The organism is Chromohalobacter canadensis (genome assembly GCF_034479555.1).
Classification (GTDB): Bacteria; Pseudomonadota; Gammaproteobacteria; order Pseudomonadales; family Halomonadaceae; genus Chromohalobacter; species Chromohalobacter canadensis.
In genome coordinates, this window is record NZ_CP140151.1 from 1,658,008 (window position 1) to 1,680,993 (window position 22,986).

At 63.7% G+C, this 22,986-nt stretch carries 20 protein-coding genes and 1 tRNA gene; 7 read left to right on the forward strand and 14 right to left on the reverse strand.

Annotated elements, in window-relative coordinates; genetic code table 11:
• Nucleotides 1–19: 19 nt before the first annotated feature.
• Together SR908_RS07935 and SR908_RS07940 are read left to right on the forward strand one after the other, a co-directional pair.
• Entirely contained in the window at nt 20–1,000 is a 981-nt protein-coding gene (locus SR908_RS07935; RefSeq protein ID WP_097021423.1) for a GlxA family transcriptional regulator, read from the forward strand.
• 92 nt (nt 1,001–1,092) lie between these two features.
• Entirely contained in the window at nt 1,093–2,364 is a 1,272-nt protein-coding gene (locus tag SR908_RS07940) for a TauD/TfdA family dioxygenase (protein ID WP_179702999.1), read from the forward strand.
• Between the two features lie 126 nt (nt 2,365–2,490).
• Here the strand turns inward: SR908_RS07940 and SR908_RS07945 are convergent, their stop codons facing one another.
• The 6 genes from SR908_RS07945 to denD all read right to left on the reverse strand — a co-directional run bounded on the left by SR908_RS07945 (nt 2,491) and on the right by denD (nt 8,698).
• Nucleotides 2,491–2,976: a thioesterase family protein gene (locus SR908_RS07945; protein WP_097021425.1), complete on the reverse strand. Its 486-nt coding sequence runs from the start codon at nt 2,974–2,976 to the stop codon at nt 2,491–2,493.
• On the reverse strand, nt 2,976–3,965 hold the full coding sequence (locus tag SR908_RS07950) for a 3-hydroxyacyl-CoA dehydrogenase NAD-binding domain-containing protein (protein ID WP_179702975.1): 990 nt from the start codon (nt 3,963–3,965) through the stop codon (nt 2,976–2,978). The genes SR908_RS07945 and SR908_RS07950 overlap by 1 nt, the downstream gene beginning before the upstream one ends.
• A 17-nt stretch (nt 3,966–3,982) precedes the next feature.
• On the reverse strand, nt 3,983–4,864 hold the full coding sequence (locus SR908_RS07955) for a BKACE family enzyme (RefSeq protein ID WP_075368566.1): 882 nt from the start codon (nt 4,862–4,864) through the stop codon (nt 3,983–3,985).
• 153 nt (nt 4,865–5,017) lie between these two features.
• The gene (locus tag SR908_RS07960; protein WP_097021426.1) at nt 5,018–6,190 is read right to left on the reverse strand and encodes an L-rhamnonate dehydratase; all 1,173 of its coding nucleotides are present in this window, start codon (nt 6,188–6,190) and stop codon (nt 5,018–5,020) included.
• Nucleotides 6,191–6,224: 34 nt separating this feature from the next.
• Nucleotides 6,225–7,613: a GntP family permease gene (locus SR908_RS07965; protein WP_097021427.1), complete on the reverse strand. Its 1,389-nt coding sequence runs from the start codon at nt 7,611–7,613 to the stop codon at nt 6,225–6,227.
• A gap of 125 nt (nt 7,614–7,738) precedes the next feature.
• Complete coding sequence (gene denD, locus SR908_RS07970) at nt 7,739–8,698, reverse strand: D-erythronate dehydrogenase (RefSeq protein WP_097021428.1); 960 nt, start codon at nt 8,696–8,698, stop codon at nt 7,739–7,741.
• 211 nt (nt 8,699–8,909) lie between these two features.
• Here denD and SR908_RS07975 point away from each other — a divergent pair, with 211 nt between their 5' ends.
• The 5 genes from SR908_RS07975 to otnI are packed head-to-tail and all read left to right on the forward strand — an operon-like array spanning nt 8,910 to nt 13,375.
• Entirely contained in the window at nt 8,910–9,668 is a 759-nt protein-coding gene (locus SR908_RS07975; protein WP_097021429.1) for a FadR/GntR family transcriptional regulator, read from the forward strand.
• Between the two features lie 37 nt (nt 9,669–9,705).
• Complete coding sequence (ltnD, locus tag SR908_RS07980; RefSeq protein WP_097021430.1) at nt 9,706–10,638, forward strand: L-threonate dehydrogenase; 933 nt, start codon at nt 9,706–9,708, stop codon at nt 10,636–10,638.
• A 2-nt stretch (nt 10,639–10,640) separates the two neighbouring features.
• Nucleotides 10,641–11,906: a 3-oxo-tetronate kinase gene (otnK, locus tag SR908_RS07985; RefSeq protein ID WP_322527393.1), complete on the forward strand. Its 1,266-nt coding sequence runs from the start codon at nt 10,641–10,643 to the stop codon at nt 11,904–11,906.
• Entirely contained in the window at nt 11,903–12,562 is a 660-nt protein-coding gene (otnC, locus tag SR908_RS07990; RefSeq protein WP_097021432.1) for a 3-oxo-tetronate 4-phosphate decarboxylase, read from the forward strand. The genes otnK and otnC overlap by 4 nt, the downstream gene beginning before the upstream one ends.
• Before the next feature lie 24 nt (nt 12,563–12,586).
• Entirely contained in the window at nt 12,587–13,375 is a 789-nt protein-coding gene (gene otnI / locus SR908_RS07995; RefSeq protein ID WP_097021433.1) for a 2-oxo-tetronate isomerase, read from the forward strand.
• Between the two features lie 57 nt (nt 13,376–13,432).
• On the opposite strand, the gene fhuE is transcribed toward otnI, so the two are convergent.
• The 8 genes from fhuE to trmL form a co-directional block, all read right to left on the reverse strand.
• The gene (fhuE, locus tag SR908_RS08000; RefSeq protein WP_097021434.1) at nt 13,433–15,640 is read right to left on the reverse strand and encodes a ferric-rhodotorulic acid/ferric-coprogen receptor FhuE; all 2,208 of its coding nucleotides are present in this window, start codon (nt 15,638–15,640) and stop codon (nt 13,433–13,435) included.
• 298 nt (nt 15,641–15,938) lie between these two features.
• The gene (locus SR908_RS08005; RefSeq protein WP_097021435.1) at nt 15,939–16,742 is read right to left on the reverse strand and encodes a pyrroline-5-carboxylate reductase family protein; all 804 of its coding nucleotides are present in this window, start codon (nt 16,740–16,742) and stop codon (nt 15,939–15,941) included.
• Nucleotides 16,743–16,816: 74 nt separating this feature from the next.
• Nucleotides 16,817–17,677: a PA4780 family RIO1-like protein kinase gene (locus tag SR908_RS08010; protein ID WP_097021436.1), complete on the reverse strand. Its 861-nt coding sequence runs from the start codon at nt 17,675–17,677 to the stop codon at nt 16,817–16,819.
• 123 nt (nt 17,678–17,800) lie between these two features.
• Nucleotides 17,801–19,198: an ATP-dependent RNA helicase DbpA gene (gene dbpA, locus SR908_RS08015; RefSeq protein WP_097021437.1), complete on the reverse strand. Its 1,398-nt coding sequence runs from the start codon at nt 19,196–19,198 to the stop codon at nt 17,801–17,803.
• Between the two features lie 168 nt (nt 19,199–19,366).
• A tRNA-Arg gene (locus SR908_RS08020) sits at nt 19,367–19,443 on the reverse strand.
• A gap of 21 nt (nt 19,444–19,464) precedes the next feature.
• Nucleotides 19,465–20,310 (reverse strand): HpcH/HpaI aldolase/citrate lyase family protein, encoded by an 846-nt coding sequence (locus tag SR908_RS08025; RefSeq protein WP_246923335.1) that lies wholly within the window; start codon nt 20,308–20,310, stop codon nt 19,465–19,467.
• 46 nt (nt 20,311–20,356) lie between these two features.
• Nucleotides 20,357–22,414, reverse strand: a complete 2,058-nt coding sequence (gene rep / locus SR908_RS08030; RefSeq protein ID WP_246923334.1) for a DNA helicase Rep — start codon at nt 22,412–22,414, stop codon at nt 20,357–20,359.
• On the reverse strand, nt 22,411–22,905 hold the full coding sequence (trmL, locus tag SR908_RS08035) for a tRNA (uridine(34)/cytosine(34)/5-carboxymethylaminomethyluridine(34)-2'-O)-methyltransferase TrmL (RefSeq protein ID WP_246923332.1): 495 nt from the start codon (nt 22,903–22,905) through the stop codon (nt 22,411–22,413). Before trmL ends, rep begins: the two co-directional genes overlap by 4 nt.
• Between the last annotated feature and the right edge of the window lie 81 nt (nt 22,906–22,986).

Here is a 22,986-nt window from a genome sequence, read left to right on the forward strand (position 1 = left end):
ATCGCCGTGGGGAAGACTGATGCGCTTACACTATGCTGGCCCATTGCCCGAACCCATCGGCTTCTTGCTGCTACCACGCTTCTCGATGATGGCGTTCTTCTCTGCTATCGAGCCGCTGCGCATTGCCAACCGCATCGCCGGAGAGCGCCTGTTCACCTGGCGCGTGATCGGTCTGGACGGCGCCTCGGTCACCGCCAGCAACGACATGACGCTGCTCGCCGACGACACCCTCGCCTCAGCGCCGGCACTGCCCAGCATCGCCATCTGTGCCAGCTTCGAGCCCGAGGAGCGTTTGACCCGCCACTTGCTGCATTGGTTGCATCAGCGCCATCAAGGCGACTGCGTGCTGGGCGGCATCGACACCGGCAGCCTGATCCTCGCCCGCGCCGGCTTGCTCGAGGGGCAGCGTGTCACCCTGCACTGGGAAAGCTTACCGGCGTTTCGCGAGCGCTTCCCCGAGATCGACGCCGTCGAGTCGCTGTTCGAAGTCGGCCCACGCGGCTTCTCCTGTGCCGGCGGCACCGCCGCGATGGACATGACACTAGACCTGATCGCCCGCCGCCATGGCGATGCGCTGGCCGCTGACGTTTCCGAGCAGTTGATTCACGCCCGCATGCGGCCTCGCCACGACCACCAGCGTCATGATCTGACCCAGCGTCTGGGGACCCACAAGCACAGCGTGATCGAAGCCGTCGCCTTGATGGAGCGCTACCTCGAGACACCGCTGTCGCTCGCGCGACTCGCCGCACGCATCGGTATTTCCCTGCGCCAACTTCAGCGCCTCTTCGAGCAAGAGCTCGGCGAGCGGCCACGCGATCATTATCTGCGTCTACGCTTGCAGCATGCCCGCCAGCTATTGCGAGAAACCGATCGCGATATTCTTAGCATCGGCCTGGCCTGTGGCTTCACCTCCGCGTCCAGCTTCTCGCGAGCCTACAAGCAGCATTTCGGCGCCAGCCCGCGCCAGGCACGCCACCCGCACTCTGACGACACAACATGACGACTGACGGCAAGAAGCCGTCGCTTGGGGTGTAAATATGAATGCCGAGTCAAGCCATGCTGGGACTACGTTTTGTAGCCAAGGATGCCGCCATGACTCTCTCCACGCCTGCTGCCACGTCTGCCAATACGCCCAGCGACGCGCTCCCCGCGACCCCGGATTACGACGCCTGGCCGGTCGAAGTCGCCATCCACAACGTGAGCCACACTCCCCGCCAGGTTGAAGTGCGCTGGGAAGACGGTCGTGTCAGCCAGTACCACAGCATCTGGCTGCGCGAAAACGCCGCCGACGACAGCACCGTCAATCCGGCCACGCGCGAGCGCATCCTCGACCTGTCACGCCTCGGGGCGTGGCCCACCGTCAGCGAGGCGCGCCTCGACGACGCCGGTGCGCTGGAGATCGTCTTCGCCCCGGAGCAACGCCGCTTGCGCTTCCACCCCGGCTGGCTACGCGCCCACGACTATACCCACTTGGCGGAACTCGATGCCCCGCTGCCTCCTGCCACGTTATGGAAAGGCAGCGAGCGCGACGCGCCCACGACCCTCGATGCGCGTGACTGGCTGGCCACCGACGATGACCCTCTGGCACCGGATGCCTGCCTCGAAAGCGCCCTCGAGGCCGTCATCGGCGAAGGCCTGGTGCGGCTACGCAACCTGCCCACCGAGCCCGGCAGCCTGGATGCCATCGCCCGGCGCATCGGCCCGCCGCGCGCCACCAACTTCGGCACGCTGTTCGACGTGCGTGCCAAGCCCGATCCCGATTCCAATGCTTACACCTCGATCGCCCTGCCACCGCACGTCGATCTGCCGACCCGCGAGTATCAGCCCGGTCTGCAGTTGCTGCACTGCCTGGAAAACGACACCGTTGGTGGTGAAGCGGTGATGATGGACGGTTTCGCCGTGGCCGAGGCCCTGCGCGAGCGTCATCCCGAGCACTTCGCGACGCTCACGCGTGTACGCTGGTGCTACGCCAATACGGCCCGCACCACCGATCATGTGTGGTACGCACCGATGATCAAGCTCGATGACGACGGCAATTTCGACGAGGTGCGCATCGCCGATTTCCTGCGCGGCCCGCTGATGGCACCGTTCGAGGACGTGGAGCCCGCCTATGCCGCCTTGATGGCACTGCAGCGCCTGCTGCGGGAGCCCGAGTTTGCGCTGCGTTTCACCTACACGCCCGGCGACATGGTGATCTTCGACAACCGCCGCTTGTTGCATGCCCGCGATGCCTTCGATGTCGGCCAGGGCGGGCGCCGCTGGCTTCAGGGCTGCTACCTGGAACGCGATGAGGCTCGCTCACGGCTGCGCATGTTACGTCGTGCTCACCGCCAGCAACGTGTCGACGCCCTCGGCCAGGGCTGATCCAGGCACGCAGTAACCCCTGCAAACACGAAAAAACCCGCCCATGGCGTGCCATGGGCGGGTTCCTTGCAGCAAGGAAAGACGTACTGGAGCGTTTTGACGCTCGCCGATTTATTCAGCGCTTCCTTAGCGGCGTACGATTCCGATACGCCGCCCTGCGGCGCTCGGCCACTCGTCTCCAGCGGGCGGCAATGTCTCGATAACCGCCGCGACCGGTTCGGGGAACGGCCCCGGCCGGCCGCTAGCGACATCGATGCCCATCAGCATCTGCTCGCTGGTCGCCAGTGGGTCGCCGTCGGCGTTGCGCAGAGTGAAGAAGACATGCAACCGCTTGGCATCATGATCGAGCAGTGTCAGATCGACCACCAGTGCCTCGCTGCGATGCGCTTGTTGGCGGTAGCAGAGATGCGTCTCCAGGGTATAGAGCGTGTAACCATGCTCGGCTCGCCCCGCCACATCGAGACCGATACGCTCCATCAGCGCCTCGATGGCCAGCGAGAAGACCCGCGCGTACTCGGCATCGTTCATGTGGCCGTTGTAGTCGACCCAGGCGTCAGCCACCCGGGTTTCCAGCAAGGGGCCGAACGTCGAGCTGTCTGGTGTTTGACTCATCAGATACGCCCCTCGAGCCCTTCGGCTTCCGGCCAGTACTTGCGGGTCAATGCCAGCAGCTCGGTGAGGAAGGCGTCACGCCGCGTCTCCAGTTCGGCGACGCTGCGCCCGGCGGCCTGATGCTCGCAACCGTCGGCGACCTTCTCGATCAGCTCGTCGGTCAGTTCCGGTGCCTCGAGCTTGGTCCACGGCAACTTCAGTGCCGGCCCGAACTGGTGCAGCATGTGACGCATGCCACCCTCTCCCCCGGCCAGGTGGAAGGTCAGGAAGGTGCCCATCAGCGACCAGCGCAAGCCGCAACCATAGACCACGGCGGCATCGATTTCCTCGGTAGTGGCGACACCGTCGTTGACCAGGTGCAGCGCCTCGCGCCACAGCGCCTCCATCAGGCGGTCGGCTACATGGCCCTCGATTTCGCGACGCACCACCAGCGGCCGCATGCCCAGCGCGGCATATTGAGCCCGGGCGCGCTCGGTGACAACCGGCGCGGTGTGCTCGCCACCCACCAGCTCGACCAGCGGCAGCAGGTACACCGGGTTGAAGGGGTGCGCGACGATGACGCGACCGGGGTCGCGCGTGCAGGCCGATTGCAGCTCGCTGGGCTTGATGCCGGACGTCGAGGAGCCGATCACCACGCCCTCGGGAGCATGTGCATCCAGCTCCGCCAGGACGCGATGCTTGATCTCGAGCCGCTCCGGCACGTTTTCCTGGACCAGGTCGGCGTTCTCGACGGCCTCGCTAGCCGAGGCCGCGAAACGCAGCCGGCTCGGGTCCGCCGTGTCGGCGAGGCCCATCGTCGCCACCGACGCCCAGACCCGTTCCACGAAGGCGCGCGTCGTCGCCTCGGCACCGGGGGCCGGGTCGAAGGCCACCACATCGCAGCCCGCCGCCAGGGCTCGCACGATCCAGCCATTGCCGATCACGCCGGTGCCGATGACGGCGACCCGCGCGGGCACATCGGCCGCCGCGGCCGTGTCTTGTCGAGACATCGTGTTCTCCTTGTCGCTCACGGCTGGCGCAGCCCCAGCGTCTGACGTGTTTCGGCCGGCGTCTGCACGCGGCCTCCCAGGTTCTCGGCAATCGTCGCGGCGCGTTCCACCAGTTGGGCATTGGTGGCGAACACGCCGCGGCTGAGGTAAAGATTGTCCTCGAGGCCGACCCGTACGTGACCGCCGAGCAGCATCGATTGCGCGACCATCGGCATCTCGCTGCGCCCGATGCCGAACGCCGACCAATGAGCGTTGGCGGGCAGCTTGTTGCGCATCGCGAGCATGGTCTCGGTGTCCGCCTCGGCGCCCCAGGGAATCCCCAGGCACAGTTGAAACAGCGGATCGCCCTCGATCAGGCCTTCCTCGATCAACTGGCGCGCGAACCACACGTGGCCCAGATCGAAGCATTCCAGTTCGGGTTTCACCCCTGCGTCTTTGACCAGGCGGGCATGCTCACGCAGCCAGTCGGCGGTATTGAGGTAAACCATGTCGCCGAAGTTGAGACTGCCGCAATCCAGGGTGCAGATTTCCGGCAACAGCTCGCCGACCGGCGCATGGCGCTCCGCCGGTGTCTGCAGATCGGTGCCTTCGAGGCCATGGATGGCGCCGTCACGAACCTCAGGGAAAAGATCGCCCCCGCCGCCCGCGGTGATATTGATGACCGCGTCGACGTCCGCCTCGCGGATGCGCCCCACCGCCTCGCGGAAATACTCGGTGGAATGGCTCACCCCACCGGTTTCCGGGTCACGCACGTGCAAGTGCACGATGCTCGCCCCGGCGCGCGTGGCCTCGATGGCGCTGTCGGCGATCTGCTTGGGCGTGATGGGCAGGTCGGGATGCTTATCGGCCGTGTCACCGGCACCGGTGATGGCGCAGGTAAGAATGACGTTTCGATTCATGATGTCTTCCTGAGCGTCTAAATGGCGGCACGATGCCGTCGAACCCCCTCATTGTCGGCAGTCCGGCGGAAAAGGGATTGCCATGAAACGTCATTCGATTGGCGTGTTACGTCGCGGCGTCGCTTTCTCTGTGCAAGGCGACGCCGCGCGTTGTCACTCGATGATGTGGAAGCGGTCGAGATGGCGCGTGTTGAGCGTCAAGCCCAGGCCGGGCGTCGCGTCATCCAGATCCAGGCATCCATCGACCGGTTCAGGATCGCCTTCGAACAAGTAATAGAAGAGTTCGTTGCCGATCTCGACGTCATGCACCGGGAAGAACTCCGACATCGGCGAGGCGAGCGATGCCATGGTCAGATGGTAGTTATGCATCTGGCCCGCATGAGGAATCACCGGCACCTCGAACGCCTCGGCCATGGCGTTGATCTTGCGCGCTACGCTGATGCCGCCGACCCGGTTGGTATCGTACTGAATCACCGACACGGCCTTCTTCTCCAGCAGTTGGCGAAAGCCATGCACGGTGAATTCATGCTCGCCGCCGGAGATCGGCATCGGTGCCATGCGATTGAGCTCGGCGTAACCGTCGATGTCATCGGCGATCACCGGCTCCTCCAACCAACGCAGCTCAAAGGGCTCCAGTTTTGGCAGCATGCGTCGCGTGTAGTCGAGGTTCCACCCCATGTAACAATCGGCCATCAGGTCGATGTCTTCGCCGATCACCTCGCGCACCGCGGCCACGCTTTTGAGGTTCTCGCGCATGCCGCGGGGCCCGTCCTTGGGCCCGTAACCGAAGCGCATCTTCATCGCCGCAAAGCCCTGATCGAGATAGGCTTGCGCCTCGCGCTGCATCGTCTCGCGATCAGTGTGGTAGAGCTTGGAGGCATAGCACGGGATCTTCTCCTTGGTCCGCCCGCCCAGCAGCTTGAATACCGGCTTGCCGAGCGCCTTGCCCATCGCGTCCCAAATCGCGATGTCGACCCCCGATATCGCCGCCATGCCGATGCCGCGCCGCCCCCAGGCCAGCGTCGCGCGATACATCCGCTGCCATAGATACTCGTAGTCGAATAGGTCCTGGCCGATGATCAAGGGAGCGAGGTGCTGATCGATGATCGTCTTGGCGACACGTGGCGCCAATGCCACGTTGCCGAGCCCGACGATGCCCTCGTCCGTTTCGATTTCGACCACCGTCCAGCCATGGAACCGGAAGCTGCCCATCGCATCGCCACGATCCCACAATACGTCCATGGCGTTGGTGCAAAAATGCGGTTGCGGCGGTACTGTGTCGCCTTTCCACTCGAATACACGAGCTCTGACCTGCGTGATTTGCATAGTGTTTCCCTCTTCCAGGCACAGCGAATAGCATTCAACCCACGAAGGCGTTGGCAACGAACAAGGCGACCAGCGCAGCCGCCCACCCCAGCGTCGTGGGCACCGATAGCACCAGCAGCTGGTGTTTGGCGGTTCTCACGCCGAGCATGCGATTGACGACCCAGAAGTAACTGTCATTGAAGTAGCTGAAGAACAGCCCACCCAGGCACGCCGCTTGGGCCGCCAGCACTAGATTGACATCCGGCATGGACGACAGGATCGGGGCGGAAATCGACGCCCCGGTAATCATCGAGACAGTGCCGCTACCCTGTACGAAACGCACCAGCGTGGCGATGATGAAGGGAATCAAGAAGGCCGGCATGGCCAGCGACGCGACGCTCTCGCCGATGTAATCGCCGGCCCCACTGGCACGCAATACTGCCCCCAGAGCGCCCCCGGCACCGGTCACCAGCAAAATGATGCCGGCGCTTTCGACGCCTTTTTCGAGATGCGACAACACCTGGTCGCGCGGCATCTTGGGTACCAGTCCGTACACTGCCACCAGGACGCCGATGCCCACGGCAATCACCGGGTGACCGACGAACTGGATGATTTGCACCGCCAGAGCAGGATTGTCGCTCTCGCCCACCAGCGCGGTGACCAGCGTATTGCAGAAAATCAAGGCAATCGGCAACGCGATGGGCAGTACCGACTTCAACAACGTAGGCAGCTCTTCCATGGGACGCTGGCCGGCGAGAGGGTCTTCTTCGTCTTCATCGCGGCGCAACGTATCGGGCACGTCACGTTCGATCATCGCCTCGATACGCGGCCCCATGAACCGTGCGTAAAGCACCATGACGATCAAGGCGGGTATCGTGAAGACGACCCCCCAGGCGATCATCAGGCCGACATCGACGCCAAAGATCCCCGCTACCCCGAGCGGCCCCGGCGTCGGTGGCACCGCACTGTGGGTGATGGCCAGCCCCGACGCCAGAGCGATGCCCAACGCCAGGACCGAACGACCGCTGTTGCGCGCCAGCGCCCTGACCAACGGGTTCAGAATCACGTAAGCGGAATCGCAGAAAATCGGAATCGACACGATGTACCCGGTCAGCGCCATCGCCCAGTCCTCACGCTCCTTGCCGAGCATCTTGAGGATGGAGTAGGCCATGCGCTGACCGGCGCCCGAGACTTCGAGGATACGTCCCATCATCACCCCGAAACCGATGACCAGGCCAATGGTCGACAGCGTGCTCCCGAAGCCGTCGGTGATCGCTCCGATCACCGCATTGGGCGGCATGCCGCCGATCAAACCAGCGATCGAGGCGGCGATAATGAGCGCAAGCAAGGCATGCACGCGGGTTTTCAATACCAGCGCGATCATTACGAAGATAGCGATACCCAGGCCGATGATGACCTGTGGACCTGCGGCGGTTTCCGTCATGGTGGCGTACTCCTGTGCATTGTTGTGACTGTCTGAGCAGCGTTGTTGTATCCAAGGATGCAAGCGTGCATGGAATGTCGCCGACGCCACGGGCGGCCACTAAAGCCGCCGGACCTCGGCGGGCGTCAAGTGTTCAGGTAATCCTCGCGATAGGCATGAATTACGGTGTCGACATCGGCGTCGGCCTGGAAGCCCAGCGATAGCGGACGCTCGATATCCAGACCTCCCGGCCAGCTCGCGACGATCTTGTCGATGGCGGCATCCGGCTCGAAGTCCACCAGCGCCCGCGTCTCGGCCCCTGCCTGGCGCTCCAATGCATCCAGCAGTTGCGTCACCGTCACGGTGATGCCCGGCAAGTTGAGCGTGCGCCACTCGCCCAGTGCATCGCCGTCGAGCTGCAAGGCATGGCGTAGATTGCCGACCATCGCGCGCGGCGAGGACAACCAAAGCGGCAGGTCGGGATCCACGGGGCACACGGCACGCTGCCCCGCCAGCGGTTCGCGAATGATCGAGCTGGCGAACGAAGAGGCCGCCTGATTGGGCTTGCCGGGTCGCGCCACGATGGTCGGTAGCCGGCAGACGCGCCCGTCGATGAAGCCCCGTCGGCTGTAGTCGTTGACCAACAGCTCGCCGATGGCTTTTTGCGCGCCATAGGAAGAGCGCGGCTGAGGCCCGACCACTTCCGGCACCGGCTGTTCCAGTCCCGGACCGAATACGGCCAGCGAGCTGGCAAATAAAAAACGCAAGCGGCGCGGATGAGCACGACAGGCATCGAGCAGAGCCTGCGTCGCCTCGAGGTTGACGCGCATTCCCAACTCGAAATCGGCCTCCGCCTGGGAGCTGACCACGGCCGCCAAATGGCACACGGCGAGAGTATCGTCGCCCATGGCGCGCTCGATCAGCGCTTTGTCGGCGACATCCCCGACCCATGACTCGACGCGTGGATCGTCGAGAGGACAGGGCGCGAGATCGATCGACGTCACCCGCGTAATCGTCTCTCCCTCGATACGCTGTCCTTCCTCGAGCAGCGTCTGGATCAAGCGCGCGCCGAGAAAGCCAGCACCTCCGGTCACGATGACTTGCATGCACTTCTCCTCGGTCGAGCGAAGCGGCGCTTCGCATGAATCTCCACTGGCAGTGCGACGTTGGTCCAAAGACGTATTGTGTCGCCACCGCGCTATTTATAATGTTGTCTGACAAATCCATTGGGGCAACACCGCCATTAGTCGGAGACGCCCCAGCGCTATCACTGGCGAGGCCGCACCACGCCTCGCAGCGATAAACGAAGGAACTGCGGTGATCACCAACCAAGAGACCCAAAAACCGACCCGTGGCGCGCAACTCTCGGAGCAGGTCGCACGGCAGTTGACGCATGCCATCCATACCGGCGAGATGCGTCCCGGCGAGCGTCTGCCCACCGAGGCCGCGCTGGGCGAACGCTATGGCATCAGCCGTTCGGTGGTACGCGAGGCCATCTCCATGCTGCGTAACGCCGGCCTGGTCACGTCACGTCGCGGCAGCGGCAGCTTCGTCGCCGAGGTACCCACCGTGGCGTTACGCTTGGCGATTCCCGACCCATCGTTGCAATCGATCATCCGCCTGCTCGAACTGCGCCGGGCCCTGGAAGTCGAGGCGGCACGGCTGGCGGCCCAGCGTCGTACGCCGTCCCAATTGCGCCGCCTTCGCAATGCCATGGCCGATATCGATGAGGCCGTCGAAATCGGTGCCGATGGCGTCGATCAGGACATGGCCTTTCACCGCGCCATCGCCGAGGCCTCGAACAACACGCACTTCACCGCCGTCATCGACTTCTATAACCGCTTTTTGCATCACGCCATTACCGTGACGCGAACCAATGAGTCGCTACGCGAAACGTTCATGGCGCAGGTCATCGAGGAGCATCAAGCGATCGTGGATGCCATCGACCAGGGCGATGAAGACGCCGCCGCCCAGGCCGCCGCGCGCCATCTTGAACATGCCGAATGGCGGCTGCGCCAGGCACCGACGGATCTGCTGGAACGTCTCGAGGACACCGAAACCGACACGCCGGTCTAACCAACGGCCGTTCTAACTAACGACAGGGGAACGCGAGATGACACAAGCACAACGTGCACGCGTGGGAATCATCGGCCTGGGGTCGATGGGAATGGGCATGGCGACGTCATTGGTCGATGCTGGCTTCACTACCTGGGGATGCGACCTGCGGCCCGATGCCCGGCAGGCGTTCGAGGCCCACGGCGGTCAGGCGGTCGCCACGCCCGCCGAGATGGCCACCCACGTCGACATCGTCGTCAGCGTGGTCGTCAACGCCGAACAGACCCGCGAGGTCCTGTTCGGGCCGCAGGGCATCGCCGACGGCCTGGCGCCCGGCAGCGTGGTCATCTCGTGCGCCACCTGCGCGCCGGATGCCGTGGTCGCCCTGGGCGACGAGCTCGCCACCCGGGGCCTGCGTCTGCTCGACGCACCGATTTCCGGTGGCGCCGCCAAGGCCGCACAAGGCGCGCTGACGATCATGGCCTCGGGGCCGGCCGATGTCTTCGATAGCGTCGAGGACGTCCTCGACGCCCTCGCCGCCAAGGTCTTCCGCCTTGGCGACGCGATGGGACAGGGTTCACAGGTCAAACTGGTCAACCAGCTGTTGGCAGGCGTGCACATCGCCGCTGCCGCCGAGGCCATGGCCTATGGCATACGCGGCGGCTGCGATCCACAGGTGCTTTATGAGGTCATCACCCAGAGCGCCGGCAATTCATGGATGTTCGAGAACCGCGTCCCACACATTCTCGAAGACGATTACACACCGCGTTCGGCAGTGGATATCTTCGTCAAGGATCTGGGCCTGGTCCACGACACCGCCCATCGCGACAAGTTTCCCCTGCCGCTGACCAGTCAAGCACTCACCATGTTTACCCAAGCCTCGGCACAGGGCCATGGCGGCGACGATGACGCTGCCGTGATCAAGACATTTCCGGGCTTCGGGTTGCCGTCTCACGCGGCCAACGATGCCGATACAGGGGAGGAGGAATGACGATGCCCATCATCGGATGCATTGCCGACGACTTCACCGGCGCCACGGACGTAGCGAGCATGCTGGTCAGCGCCGGCATGCGCACGCTGCAGACCATCGGCGTCCCTACAACGTCACTGGACGACGACGTCGAGGCCGTGGTCGTCGCCCTCAAATCGCGCACCTTGCCCGCCGACGAGGCCGTAACGCAGTCACTCGAAGCGCTGGCGTGGTTGCAGGCCCAAGGCTGCGAGCAGTTCTACTTCAAGTACTGCTCGACCTTCGATTCCACGCCCGCAGGCAATATCGGGCCGGTGACCGACGCGCTGATGACGGCGCTGGGCACCGACTTCACCGTGGCCTGCCCGGCACTGCCCGCCAACCAGCGCACCGTCTACAACGGCTACCTGTTCGCGGGTGGCGTGCCGCTCAACGAAAGCGGCATGCAGGATCATCCCCTGACGCCCATGACGGATGCCAATCTGGTGCGCGTTCTCGGCGCCCAGACGCACCAGCGGGTCGATCTGATCGACTACGCCACACTCAGCGAAGGGAGCGAGGCCGTCGAGGCCCGCATCCAGGCGCTGCGCTCGGCGGGCGTGGGCATCGCCATTTGCGACGCTATCGACACCCAGCATTTGCATACGCTGGCACGCGCCTGCCGCCATCTGCCCCTGGTGACCGCCGGCTCCGGGCTGGCCCTGGGGCTGCCCGCCAACCTGGCTGATCGATTGCCTGCGGCAGGACAGGCCGATGCATTACCCGCCATCGCCGGGCGAGAGGCGATCCTCAGCGGCAGCTGTTCGCGCGCCACCCTGGCGCAGCTTGAACATGCCCGCGAGCACTACCCGAGCTATCACCTCGACGCCCTGGCCTTGGCCGATGATTTCGAAGGCGTCATCGCGGCAGCACTCGAGCTGGCCGAAGAGCATCTCGACCGCGGCCCGGTGCTGCTGTATGCCAGCGCCTCGCCGGAAGACGTTCGGCGGGCTCAGGAGGCCCTCGGCGTCGCGGAGGCAGGGGCCCTAGTCGAACGCGCCATGGCCGAGATCGCCCAGTCCCTCGTCGAGCACCATGGCGTGCGGCGCTTGCTCGTGGCGGGAGGCGAAACCTCTGGCGCGGTGGTCAACGCCCTTGGCGTGCAGGGCTTGCGCATCGGCCCGAGCATCGACCCCGGCGTGCCCTGGACCACCACCTTTGGCACCCCGGCTCCGCTCGCCCTGACTCTCAAGTCGGGCAACTTCGGCGCCCGGGACTTCATGACCAAGGCATGGGGGATGTTGCCATGAGCCACATCAGCACCACGACCACCGAAAACCGCCTGCGCGAAGAGATCGCCGAGATCGGCCGCGCCTTCCGACTATTGGGCATGGCGCCCGGCACCTCCGGCAACATCAGCGCCAAGCTCGATGACGGCTGGCTGATGACGCCGACCAACGCCAGCCTCGGCGCCCTCGATCCCGCCGCGATTTCCAAGCTTGACTGGGACGGCAACCTGCTCGCCGGTGAGCCACCGACCAAGGAGTCGTTCCTGCATCGCGCCTTCTACGATCAGCGGCCCGATACCGGCGGCATCATTCACCTGCATGCCACGCACTCGGCGGCGGTCTCGTGTCTCAACGGCCTCGATGAACGCTCCTGTCTGCCTCCCATCACACCGTATTTCGTCATGCGCGTGGGGCGTTTGCCGCTGATTCCTTACTATCGCCCCGGCGATCCCGCCCTCGGCGACGCGATACGCGAGCATGCCAAGACCCATGGCGCGGTGTTGCTGGCCAATCACGGCCCCGTGGTGGCGGGCAAGACCCTGGAAGCGGCACGCAACGCCATCGAGGAACTGGAAGAAACCGCCAAGCTGTATCTCCTGCTACGCCAGCACGACGTGCGCACCTTGGGCGAAGCGGAAATCGACGAGCTTCGTCAGGCCTTCGGCGCCCACTGGTAAGCATTTTCTGAAAGGAGTCTCCACATGCCCCGCTTTGCCGCCAACCTGTCCATGATGTTCAACGAGGTGCCCTTCATGGAGCGCTTCGCCGAGGCCGCCGCCTGCGGCTTCGAAGGGGTCGAGTTCCTGTTCCCCTATGCATTCGAGGCCGATGACATCGCTGACGAATTGAAGCGTCATGGCTTGCAGCAGGCGCTGTTCAATCTGCCGCCGGGCGACTGGGAAGCCGGCGAGCGCGGCATTGCGGCCCTGCCGGGGCGCGAGGCGGAATTCCGCGACAGCGTCGAGACCGCGATTCGTTATGCCCGGGCGCTGAACTGTCCGCGTCTGCATGCCATGGCAGGGCTGGCACCTGAGGGTGTTTCACGGGAAACATGGCGCGCGGTGTACCTGGACAACCTGCGCCATGCCGCCCGCCGCCTCGCCGAGCACGACCTCGAATTGCTGCTCGAGCCCATCAATACCCGCGACATGCCGGGGTACTGCCTCAACCATCAAGCCGAGGGGCACGACATCGTGGCCGAATTGGGTGAACCCAACGTCAAGGTGCAGATGGATTTCTACCACACCCAGATCATGGATGGAGATATCTGGAAGACCTATCAGCGTCATCGCGCGGGGGTCGGCCATATTCAGATCGCCGGCGTTCCCGAGCGCCACGAACCCGATACCGGCGAAGTGAATTATCCGTGGCTTTTCCAGCAGTTGGATGCAGACGGGTTCGAGGGTTGGATCGGCTGCGAGTACAAGCCACGCGCCGGCACGCGGCCGGGGCTGGGATGGTTCGAGGCGTGGAAGCGGCAAGCCGGATAGGTGTCGAGGGCGTTAGAAGGCCCCGGTGCTTTCCCAAGCCGGGGCCTGCCAGAACACTCAGAATGAGTAGGTCAGGGTCGAGGTCACTCGTCGTGGTTCGCCATAGACACCGTAGGTGTCGAAATAGCTGTAGTACTTCTCGTCGAACAGGTTCTTCACGTTGACCTGTAGCGCCAACTGAGGCGTGAACTGGTAACGGCCAAAGACATTCGCGACCGCGTAGCTGCTCTGCTCGTAGTCGCGGGTTCCGCCGGGCGCGGCCTGGTCGTCGATGAAGGTGTCGCTCTGCCATCTAGCGCCCCCACCGATCGTCAGCTGACGCCACTGAGGTACACGGTAGCTGGCGAACAGGTTAGCTTGGGTACGCGGGCGGTCGGTGTTGAACGAGCCTTCCGCGGATGTCGCCGTGTAGTGGGTAAAGCCGACCGTCATATCGAGATCGTCGGTCACCGCACCGGTCAGCTCGGCCTCGAAGCCTTCGCTGACCACGTCACTGACCGGGGTCGCGGTGGTGATGAGCGAGCCGGGCGTACTGACGATATCGGCCACGTTGTCCTGCTCGAGCCTGAACACCGAGAAGGAGGCATTGAGCAATCCGTCGAACCAAGCGGCCTTGACGCCGGTTTCGTAGTTCTTGCCTACAAGAGGCTCCAGGTAACCGTTGCCGCCTGCCAGGCGATAGCTTTGGGGCTGGAAAATCTCGCTATAGCTTAAGTAAGTGGACCAGACATCGTTGATGTCATAGATCAGGCCGCCATACGGGGTAATATCGTCTTCGCCCTGCGAATGGTTGCCCAGGCTGCTCGACCAGGTACTTCCATGCCAGTCGGTATAGCGTGCGCCGACGATCAGCGTCAGCGGATCGGCCAGCGAGAACCGCGCGACGCCGTAAACGGCCTGCTGGCGAGTACTCGCGCTTTCCGACGGAGAAAACGCCGGCCAATCAAGCTCCCCCGTCGAGCCGTCCCAGTTGTCGAAGTCGCCGACGTCGATAGCGGCGGACGTAAAACTGTTTTCGTAATCGTTACTTTGATCGCTGTAGCTTCCACCAAATACGAGCTCATGCTCACGACCAAATAGCTCGAATGGGCCTCTCACGTAAGCATCGGCGGAGTCCATGTCACGCTCGCCTCGATTCCAGCCAGTATAAAAGGCAGGCCCTTGTCCCGTTATCGGATCTGGTGAAGAAAAATAGGGCTCGTAGTAGGGCGACATCAGTCGCGAATCCAGATCCGACTCTTCATGCGTCGCCGTGCCGCGCAGTTCCCAGCCATTGCCGAAGCGGTGATCGATCTGCGCGAATACTTTCTTCGATTCGTAATCGCTGTAGGACCAGTCCGGCGCCACGCTGAACGAGCGGCTGTAATCGGTCTCGCTGCCATCGCTGTACCAGAGCGGCAGGCCGCCCCAGGTCGGCGACGAGGCATGCGTGTTCTGGTAGTCGTAACCCACCGACAGGGTGGTGTTATCGGTCACGTCCGCATCGATTACCGCGTAGCCGAACTTCTCACGCTCGGAGTAGCGGTCCAGATAGGAATCGCCGGCGTCGTAGCCGCCGACGAAACGCGCCCGCACATCGCCGGACGGCGTCAGCGGCGTGGTGACATCGACCACGCCGCGGCGCTGGTCCCAGCTACCCAGCGTGCCGGATACCGACCCCGTCAGCTCGCGGCTGTCGGCGTGCTTACGCACAAAATTGACCGAGGCACCGGGATTCCCCGCGCCCGTCATCAGGCCGTTGGCGCCGCGCACCACCTCAACCCGATCATAGATCGCCGTGTTCTGGGCTCCCTCGCCGAAGTACCAGCGGCTGTCCATGTTGAGCGTGGGAATACCGTCGTATTGATAGCTATTGATGCGAAAACCGCGCGAGTAGAACGACACGCGGTTGCTGTCGATACGACTGGCGGAGACACCTGTGGTGTTGGTAAGGACCTCCTCGATGTCCTGTAGATCCTGATCCTCGATGCGCTGCTCGGTGATGATGCTGAGCGACTGCGGCACCTCCTTGGTACTCAGCTCGAAACGCGTACCCGCCGTCGTGCTGCGGCGCGTGTAGCCGACGTTCTCATAGAGATTCTGGGCAGTAATGGTGACCGTCTCCAGCTCATCGGCATCGTTGGACTGGGCCAGGGCTGATGGAGAGAGTAACGCGGCGACGGAGGAGAAAAGCGCAATCGGTAACGTGCGGCTGCAAAGAGAATGCGCGCAGTCTTGGCCGCGCATCAGGCCCAAATCGCACGACCGAGAGGATAGTTTGTTCATTGTGTTCCCTTGAGGACGCGTCATGGGCGTCGCTTTCATGAGCTTTTCCAAATGCCGAAGTATGGAAAGCCCCAACACAATAGTCAACGATTATGATAAATATTCGTATTCGCAAATTATCCTGGTATGCAACTATAGGCTCACAGCGGCATGACCTTTGCCGCCTTCGTCATGTATCTATCCTCTTGCTATACCTATGTTTATGGCATCTCGCCGACCATGATCGGCAGCCCCTTCATCTCCAGCCCACTTACCAAGGCGAGTGGAGTTGCCGTACAGGTCGGGCCGTATTAGCTAATCAGCTAGCGTCGGAGCCTTCATTCAGGGCAGCGTCATGGGCTGCATCCAGCCCATGATGAACGGCCTGTCGAAAACCACCTTGAAGCATGGCATTCAAGCCTTCGGTGGTCGTGCCACCGTAATCGAGAAATCGCTTGACCAGTTCACTGGGAGGGGCGGCGTTATCCAGCATCAGTTGGCTGGCGCCCGATAGCGTATGCAGCACGCTGCGACGGGCAGTGGCTTCCGTGATTCCCTGAGCCACGGCATGGCTGATCAGGGCGTCGGCCAGGAGTGCCGGAAAAGCCGGGCCGCTGCCGGTCAGGGCCGTCAGATAATCTATCTGGGATTCATCGTCGAGCTCATCGCATGGCCCGCAGCTCGAAAGCAGCCGGTGGACCCAGCGACGCTCGGCCTCGCTGATGTCAGGTGTAGCACACCAGGGCGTATAGGAGTGCCCGATAGCGGCAGCGGCATTGGGCATGGCACGCACGATACGCTGGCTGCCGGTGGCCTGGCTCAGCGTGGCGACCGAGACTTTGGCCATCAACGAAATCACCAGCCGCTTCTCGAGCGAGAGATTCATCTCGGCAAACTGTTCGGGCCTTACCGATATGACGACGACATCGGCTAACGCAAGGAGCGCCTCGGCGCTGTCGACGCAGGTGACCTTCGGCCACTCGTCGTAGTGATAACCCGAGCGGCTAGCCGTCACGACAAGTTGTTCGGGGCCAATCAAACCGCTGGTCAGTGCCGCGCGGCCCAGCGCGCTACCCAGCCAACCATTACCGCCGAGGATGCCGAGCGTCGGTGTCTGCTTCATGAATCATCTCCTGTTGAGCGGCAGGCCATGCATCCACGGAGTAAATGAAGCCTCGTAAAGCGCTAGCCGATGAATCAGTCATCGTCCTCAAGATCGTCACGCGCGCGTTCGCGGCGCTCTTCGGCTTCTTCGCGGGCATCGTCGATCACTGCCATCAGCTCCATCACGTCGACGTCGAGGGTGTCGGGTTCGAAGTGTCCGGTGAGCGGGCTATCCGGGTGCAACTCGCCAGCTTCATAGAGCGCCCAGATCTCCTTGCCGTAGTCGGTATTAAGCAGCGCCGGCTCGAAGCGCCCGAACCAGGCACGCATGTTGTCGACGTCGCGCACCAGCAGCATCGGCGCACTGTTGTTGCCCGCTGCATCGACCGCCTGGGGCAGGTCGATGATCACCGGCCCGTCTTGGTCGACCAACACGTTGAACTCGGAGAGATCGCCGTGCACTAGCCCGGCGCACAGCATGCGCACCACGTCGGCGATTACTCGGTCGTGATAATCACGCGCCTGCTGCGGGCTCAGCGTCACCTCGCCAAGCCGCGGGGCAACGCCGTCCTCACCGTCGCTGATCAGATCCATCAGCAGCACGCCATCGACGAAACCGTGCGGCCGTGGCGCGCGCACATCTGCCGCCGCCAGCCGATACAGCGCATCGACCTCGGAGGTTAGCCAGGCCGTTTCCTGTTCCTTCTGGCCGTAGCGGGTCTTCTTGGCCATCGCCCGGGCGCGCCGGCTATTGCGCCCCTTGCGGCCCTCTTGATACTGCACGGCCTGCTTGAAGCTGCGCTGACTGGCTTCCTTGAACACCTTGGCGCAACGCAACTCGGCGCCGCAGCGCACGACGTAAACCTGGGCTTCCTTGCCACTCATCAACTGGCTGACGACCTCATCGATCAAACCGTCGTCGACCAAGGGCTGGAGTCTCTTGGGTACTTTCATATCACCTTATTTATAATATGAGCCAATAATCGGCAATGCATCGCAGGGCCGCCTGATTTCCCAAGCCAGCGAGATTCGCGGCACACCGGCATCGCGAATAAATTCGCTCCCACGAAAACATGACTAGCGAGTGACACGGCGCGCCCGGAACGACCGCCCCTTGATCCGCCCATTGGCGAGCTGATCAAGCGCGGCGCGGGCCACCTCGCGCTCGACGGCGACGAAGGCGCTGCGCTCGGTGACTTGGATCTTGCCGACCTGATCGCCGGCGATACCGCCCTCGCCGGTCAACGCGCCGAGGATGTCGCCCGGGCGCACCTTGTGTTTCTTGCCGGCACCGAGCTGTAGCGTCGCCATGCGCGGCGTGAACGGCTGCGGGTTGCCGCGCAGCGTCGGCAGCGGTTCGAAGACAAGCGACTCGCCGAGGAAGTCGCTAAGCTTTTCGAGCCGATAGCGCTCATTGTCGGCGACCAACGTACAAGCCACACCCTGCTCACCAGCCCGGCCGGTACGCCCGATGCGGTGCACGTGAACCTCGAGCTCGCGGGCGATCTGATAATTGAACACCGCATCCAGTGCGTCGATATCCAATCCGCGCGCCGCCACGTCGGTGGCGACCAGAATCGACACGCTCTTGTTGGCGAACATCGCCAGGATGCGATCGCGATCGGGCTGCTCCAGGTCACCGTTGAGTGCCAGCGCGCTGAAACCCACCGCGTTCAGGGCATCAGCGACCTGCAGGGTCTCGCGCTTGGTGTTACAGAACACCACGCTGGAGGCCGGGCGCTGGCTGAGCAGCAGGCGCTGTAACGCCGGCACACGGGCATCCTCGTCGGCAACCCGATAAAAGTGCTGGCGAATGCTGGTGTCGTCATGAGTCGAGGCGACCTCGACGTTCAGCGGTTCGCGCATCATGCGCTCGGCGATGGGCCGGATGCCCGCGCCGTAGGTAGCGCTGAACAACAGCGTCTGACGCGAGGCTGGCGCCTGGCCGACGATCGCCTCGATGGCCGCCTGGAAGCCCATGTCGAGCATGCGGTCGGCTTCATCAAGCACCAGCGTGGTCAGCGCGTCGAGTGTCAACGAGCCCTTGCGCAGATGCTCCTCGATCCGCCCCGGTGTGCCCACCACCACATGCGCGCCATGCGCCAACGAGTCCCGCTGCGCCTTGAGCGGCGCCCCGCCGCACAGCGTCAGTACCTTGACGTTGCCAAGCTCGCGCGCCAGCCGACGCACCTCTCCGGCGACCTGGTCGGCCAGCTCACGGGTCGGACACAGCACCAACGACTGCACGCGAAACGCTTTCACTTCAAGCTGCGAGAGCACGCCCAGGCCGAACGCCGCCGTCTTGCCCGAGCCGGTCTGGCCCTGGCCGATCACGTCGCGCCCGGCGAGAATCGCCGGCAGGCTCTCGGCCTGGATCGGCGTCATGGTGTGATAGCCCAGCGACTCAAGGTTGGCGAGCAACGCAGGCGCCAGCGGCAAAGTGGCGAAATCGGATGGGGATGGCGAATCGGACACGGCGGCAAATCCTGTCGTGAAGCTGGCCACGCCATACGCACGAATAGGCGGCGCGTGATAGCGGGTGGATGGCCAAGGATGGAATGGCGGCAGGATAACAGAATCGCGCTCGGGGCGTGCGCACAAGAAAAAGCCCGCGAGAGAACTCGCGGGCTTAGCATCAATTCTTGGCCCGCCCTGAAGGATTCGAACCTTCGACCTTTGCCTCCGGAGGGCAACGCTCTATCCAGCTGAGCTAAGGGCGGAACGCGGCATATCCTACTGCGTCAGGGCGGGGGTTGTCCACCGTGATGGCCCGCCTCGTGCTGGGCGAGAATGCCTTGGGCGCGGCTGATGACCGGCGCATCGACCATCTGACCCTCGACGCTGAACGCGCCTGTCTGATGGTTCGCGCCGTCGATCACTTGCTTGGCCCAGGCTACGTCGGCCTCGCTGGGAGAAAAAGCCTGGTTGATGGCGGGCAACTGCCGGGGGTGAATGCATAGCATACCGGCGAAGCCCATTTCCTTGGCGTGAGCGGCCGCCCGTGCCACGGCGTCCGTGTCGTCGATGGCCGGATGCGGGCTTTCGAACGGCGCGGCCAGGCTCGCCGCGCGCGAGTGAACTACCAGTTGGTAGCGCCCCTGATCTAGCATTTGGCGCGCACCCGGCGTCTCGGGCGTCAGTCCCAGCTCGGTGATCAGATCCAGGGCCCCGAAACTCAGCCGCTCGACGCCGGCCATGCCCGCCAGGCCGGGCAACGCCAGCAGCCCTGTCGCGGTTTCGATCTGCAGCCATAGCGGTTTGCCGCAGGCGGCGGCCTGCTCCAGCGCTGGGACGGCTTCGGCCTTGGGCACGAGCAGGTGCGTGACGGCCGCATGGCATGCGCACAGCGCCAGGTCGAGCGCATGATGCGGGGATTCGGGCGCGTTCACGCGCACCACGAGCGAGGCCTGCGGGTTGTCCGCCAGAAAGGCCGCCAGAGCCTCCCGGGCCGCGGCCTTGTCACCGTCGGCCACGGCATCTTCCAGGTCGACGATCACGGCATCCGCCGGGCTGGCCAGGGCCTTGGCGATGCGGTCCGGCCGCGTGGCCGGCACGAATAAAAGAGAACGCAGGGCGAGCGGGTTCATAAAAGGCTCCGTCGAATGACGCGGTTAGCATTCAGGCAATGGCACGCTACCCCAGTAACGAGCGCAGCCCGGCGATGGCGTCCTTGCCGCGCGCCTGCTTCTTCTCGGGGTCTTCCTTGTCGGCGCGCCCTTCCCATTCGAGGTCGTCGGGCGGGAGCTCCTCAAGGAAGCGACTGGGCGTGCAGTCCAGCAGCTCGCCGTAGGCCTTGCGCTGGCGAGCTAGGGTCAGCGTCAGCGTGCGCCGCGCCCGGGTAATGCCGACGTAAGCAAGACGCCTTTCCTCCTCGATGGTACCGGCTTCGACTGCGTTGCGGTGTGGCAGCAGTTCTTCCTCCAACCCCATCAGGTAGACGTGCGGGAACTCCAATCCCTTCGAGGCATGCATGGTGAGCAGTTGCACCCGGTCGGAGTCGTCTTCCTCGGCCTGTTGCTCAAGGATGTCACGCAGCACCAGACGCGATATCGCCGACTGTACGTCATCGGTCTCCTCGGATGCATCGCCATCTTCGTCGTCACGGTGCATCGATTTCTCGAGCTGGTCGACCAGTGTCCACACATTGGCCATGCGCCGCTCGGCGATGGTCGGGGCGCTGGCGTTCTGGAACAGCCAGGCCTCGTAATCCATCTCGCGCAGCATGTCGCGAATCGCCGCGATGGCATCGCCCTGATCCATACGCCGACGCACGCCGTCGATGAAGTGCGTGAAGCGCGACAGGCGCTCCACCGCACGCGTGGGCAGCACCTGTTCGAGGCCGATTTCGTGGCACGCGGCGAACAACGAGATACTGCGCTCAGTAGCGTAGTTGGCGAGCTTCTCCAGCGTCCCCGGGCCGATTTCGCGACGCGGCACGTTGACGATGCGCAGGAAGGCGTTGTCGTCGCCGGGATTGATCAACAGGCGCAGGTACGCCATGGCGTCCTTGATTTCATTGCGCGAGAAGAACGACGTGCCGCCAGAGAGCTTGTAGGGAATCTGGTAATGCTGAAGCTTGAGCTCCAATAACCGCGCCTGGAAGTTGCCCCGGTAAAGGACCGCGAAATCGCGCCATTCGGCACGCTCCTTGATGCGTCGGGTCAGGATCTCGCTGGCCACGCGCTCGGCCTCGGCCTCTTCGTGGCGGTTGACGATGACACGAATGGCATCGCCCTGGCCCATCTCCGACCACAGGGTCTTCTCGTAGACGTGGGGATTGTTGCCGATCAGGGTATTGGCCGCACGCAGAATGGTACCGGTGGAGCGGTAGTTCTGTTCGAGCTTGATGACGTTCAGGCGCGGGAAGTCCTCGCCCAAGGTGACCAGGTTCTCGGGGCGCGCGCCGCGCCAGGCATAGATCGACTGATCGTCGTCGCCGACCACGGTGAAGGTGGCGCGCTCGGCCATCAGCAGCTTGACCAGCTGATACTGGCTAACGTTGGTGTCCTGATACTCGTCGACCAACATGTACTGAATCTTGCGCTGCCAGCGGGCCAAGGCGTCGGGATTATCGCGCAGCAGCACCACCGGCAGCAGGATCAGGTCGTCGAAGTCGACCGCGTTGTAGGCCTTGAGATGCCGGCTATAGGCTTCGTACACCCGCGCCGCGTATTGGGTGTCTTCATCCGCGGCGTGCGAGATCGCCTGCCCCGGCAGCACCAGATCGTTCTTCCACTGGGAAATCTGCCCCTGCACCGCGTTGATCTGCTCAGCGTCGGTATCCGCTTCCTTCTGCATCAAGTCGCGCAGCAGTGCCTTGGCGTCCTCGGGGTCGAACAGCGAGAAGCCCGGCTTGTAGCCCAGCGTCTTCAGCTCGCCGCGAATGATGTTGAGCCCCAGGGTATGGAAGGTCGAGACCGTCAGGCCGTGGCCCTCGCGCCCTTGGAGCATCTCCCCCACGCGCTCCTTCATCTCGCGCGCCGCCTTGTTAGTGAAGGTCACCGCCGCGATCTTGCGCGCGCTCATCCCGCATTCCTGGATCAGGTAGGCGATCTTGGTGGTGATCACGCTGGTCTTGCCGGACCCGGCACCGGCCAGCACCAGGCAAGGGCCGTCGATATAGCGCGCGGCTTCCTGCTGACGGGGGTTGAGCTTGGCGAGGCGCTGGCGAATCGAGGGCGTAGTGCTCATGACGTGGGTGCCATACTCGCATCGGCGATCCCCGCCCCGGCGAACTCGAGCTGACGCCAGGCTTCGAAGACCAGGATCGCGCAGGCATTGGATAGATTCAGGCTGCGGCTGTCGGGCAGCATGGGAATGCGCAGCCGCTGCGCCGGCGGCAAGGCGTCGAGCATGGTCTGTGGAAGCCCGCGAGTCTCGGGACCGAAGACCAGGGCATCGCCTTCCCGGTAGGCGACCTCGTGATAGCCGGTGCGGCCGCGCGTGGACACCGCCAGCACGCGCGCTGGTTGCACATTATCCACGAAAGCATCCCAGTCGGCGTGTACCTTCACCCGCGCCCACTCGTGGTAGTCGAGGCCCGCGCGACGCAGACGCTTGTCGTCGAACGCGAAGCCCAATGGCTCGATCAGATGCAGGCGGAAGCCGGTATTGGCGCACAAACGGATGAGATTGCCCGTGTTGGGCGGAATTTCGGGCTCAAAGAGTACGATATCGAGCATGAGGATCACTGTGCCATGGCGGCGATGAGCCCCCATGATACGCAATCGGCGCCCCGAATGGGACGCCGATCATTGCTTTCT

What these genes read in the sequence shown, in the direction of transcription:
- SR908_RS07950 (WP_179702975.1), bottom strand. Translation starts at nt 3,965, where the DNA reads ATGTCTCGACAAGACACGGCCGCGGCGGCCGATGTGCCCGCGCGGGTC.
- otnK (WP_322527393.1), top strand. Translation starts at nt 10,641, where the DNA reads ATGCCCATCATCGGATGCATTGCCGACGACTTCACCGGCGCCACGGAC.
- rep (WP_246923334.1), bottom strand. Translation starts at nt 22,414, where the DNA reads ATGAGCACTACGCCCTCGATTCGCCAGCGCCTCGCCAAGCTCAACCCC.
- otnI (WP_097021433.1), top strand. Translation starts at nt 12,587, where the DNA reads ATGCCCCGCTTTGCCGCCAACCTGTCCATGATGTTCAACGAGGTGCCC.
- SR908_RS08025 (WP_246923335.1), bottom strand. Translation starts at nt 20,310, where the DNA reads ATGAACCCGCTCGCCCTGCGTTCTCTTTTATTCGTGCCGGCCACGCGG.
- denD (WP_097021428.1), bottom strand. Translation starts at nt 8,698, where the DNA reads ATGCAAGTCATCGTGACCGGAGGTGCTGGCTTTCTCGGCGCGCGCTTG.
- SR908_RS08005 (WP_097021435.1), bottom strand. Translation starts at nt 16,742, where the DNA reads ATGAAGCAGACACCGACGCTCGGCATCCTCGGCGGTAATGGTTGGCTG.
- SR908_RS07940 (WP_179702999.1), top strand. Translation starts at nt 1,093, where the DNA reads ATGACTCTCTCCACGCCTGCTGCCACGTCTGCCAATACGCCCAGCGAC.
- fhuE (WP_097021434.1), bottom strand. Translation starts at nt 15,640, where the DNA reads ATGAACAAACTATCCTCTCGGTCGTGCGATTTGGGCCTGATGCGCGGC.
- SR908_RS07945 (WP_097021425.1), bottom strand. Translation starts at nt 2,976, where the DNA reads ATGAGTCAAACACCAGACAGCTCGACGTTCGGCCCCTTGCTGGAAACC.
- SR908_RS08010 (WP_097021436.1), bottom strand. Translation starts at nt 17,677, where the DNA reads ATGAAAGTACCCAAGAGACTCCAGCCCTTGGTCGACGACGGTTTGATC.
- SR908_RS07965 (WP_097021427.1), bottom strand. Translation starts at nt 7,613, where the DNA reads ATGACGGAAACCGCCGCAGGTCCACAGGTCATCATCGGCCTGGGTATC.
- SR908_RS07935 (WP_097021423.1), top strand. Translation starts at nt 20, where the DNA reads ATGCGCTTACACTATGCTGGCCCATTGCCCGAACCCATCGGCTTCTTG.
- otnC (WP_097021432.1), top strand. Translation starts at nt 11,903, where the DNA reads ATGAGCCACATCAGCACCACGACCACCGAAAACCGCCTGCGCGAAGAG.
- ltnD (WP_097021430.1), top strand. Translation starts at nt 9,706, where the DNA reads ATGACACAAGCACAACGTGCACGCGTGGGAATCATCGGCCTGGGGTCG.
- SR908_RS07955 (WP_075368566.1), bottom strand. Translation starts at nt 4,864, where the DNA reads ATGAATCGAAACGTCATTCTTACCTGCGCCATCACCGGTGCCGGTGAC.
- trmL (WP_246923332.1), bottom strand. Translation starts at nt 22,905, where the DNA reads ATGCTCGATATCGTACTCTTTGAGCCCGAAATTCCGCCCAACACGGGC.
- SR908_RS07960 (WP_097021426.1), bottom strand. Translation starts at nt 6,190, where the DNA reads ATGCAAATCACGCAGGTCAGAGCTCGTGTATTCGAGTGGAAAGGCGAC.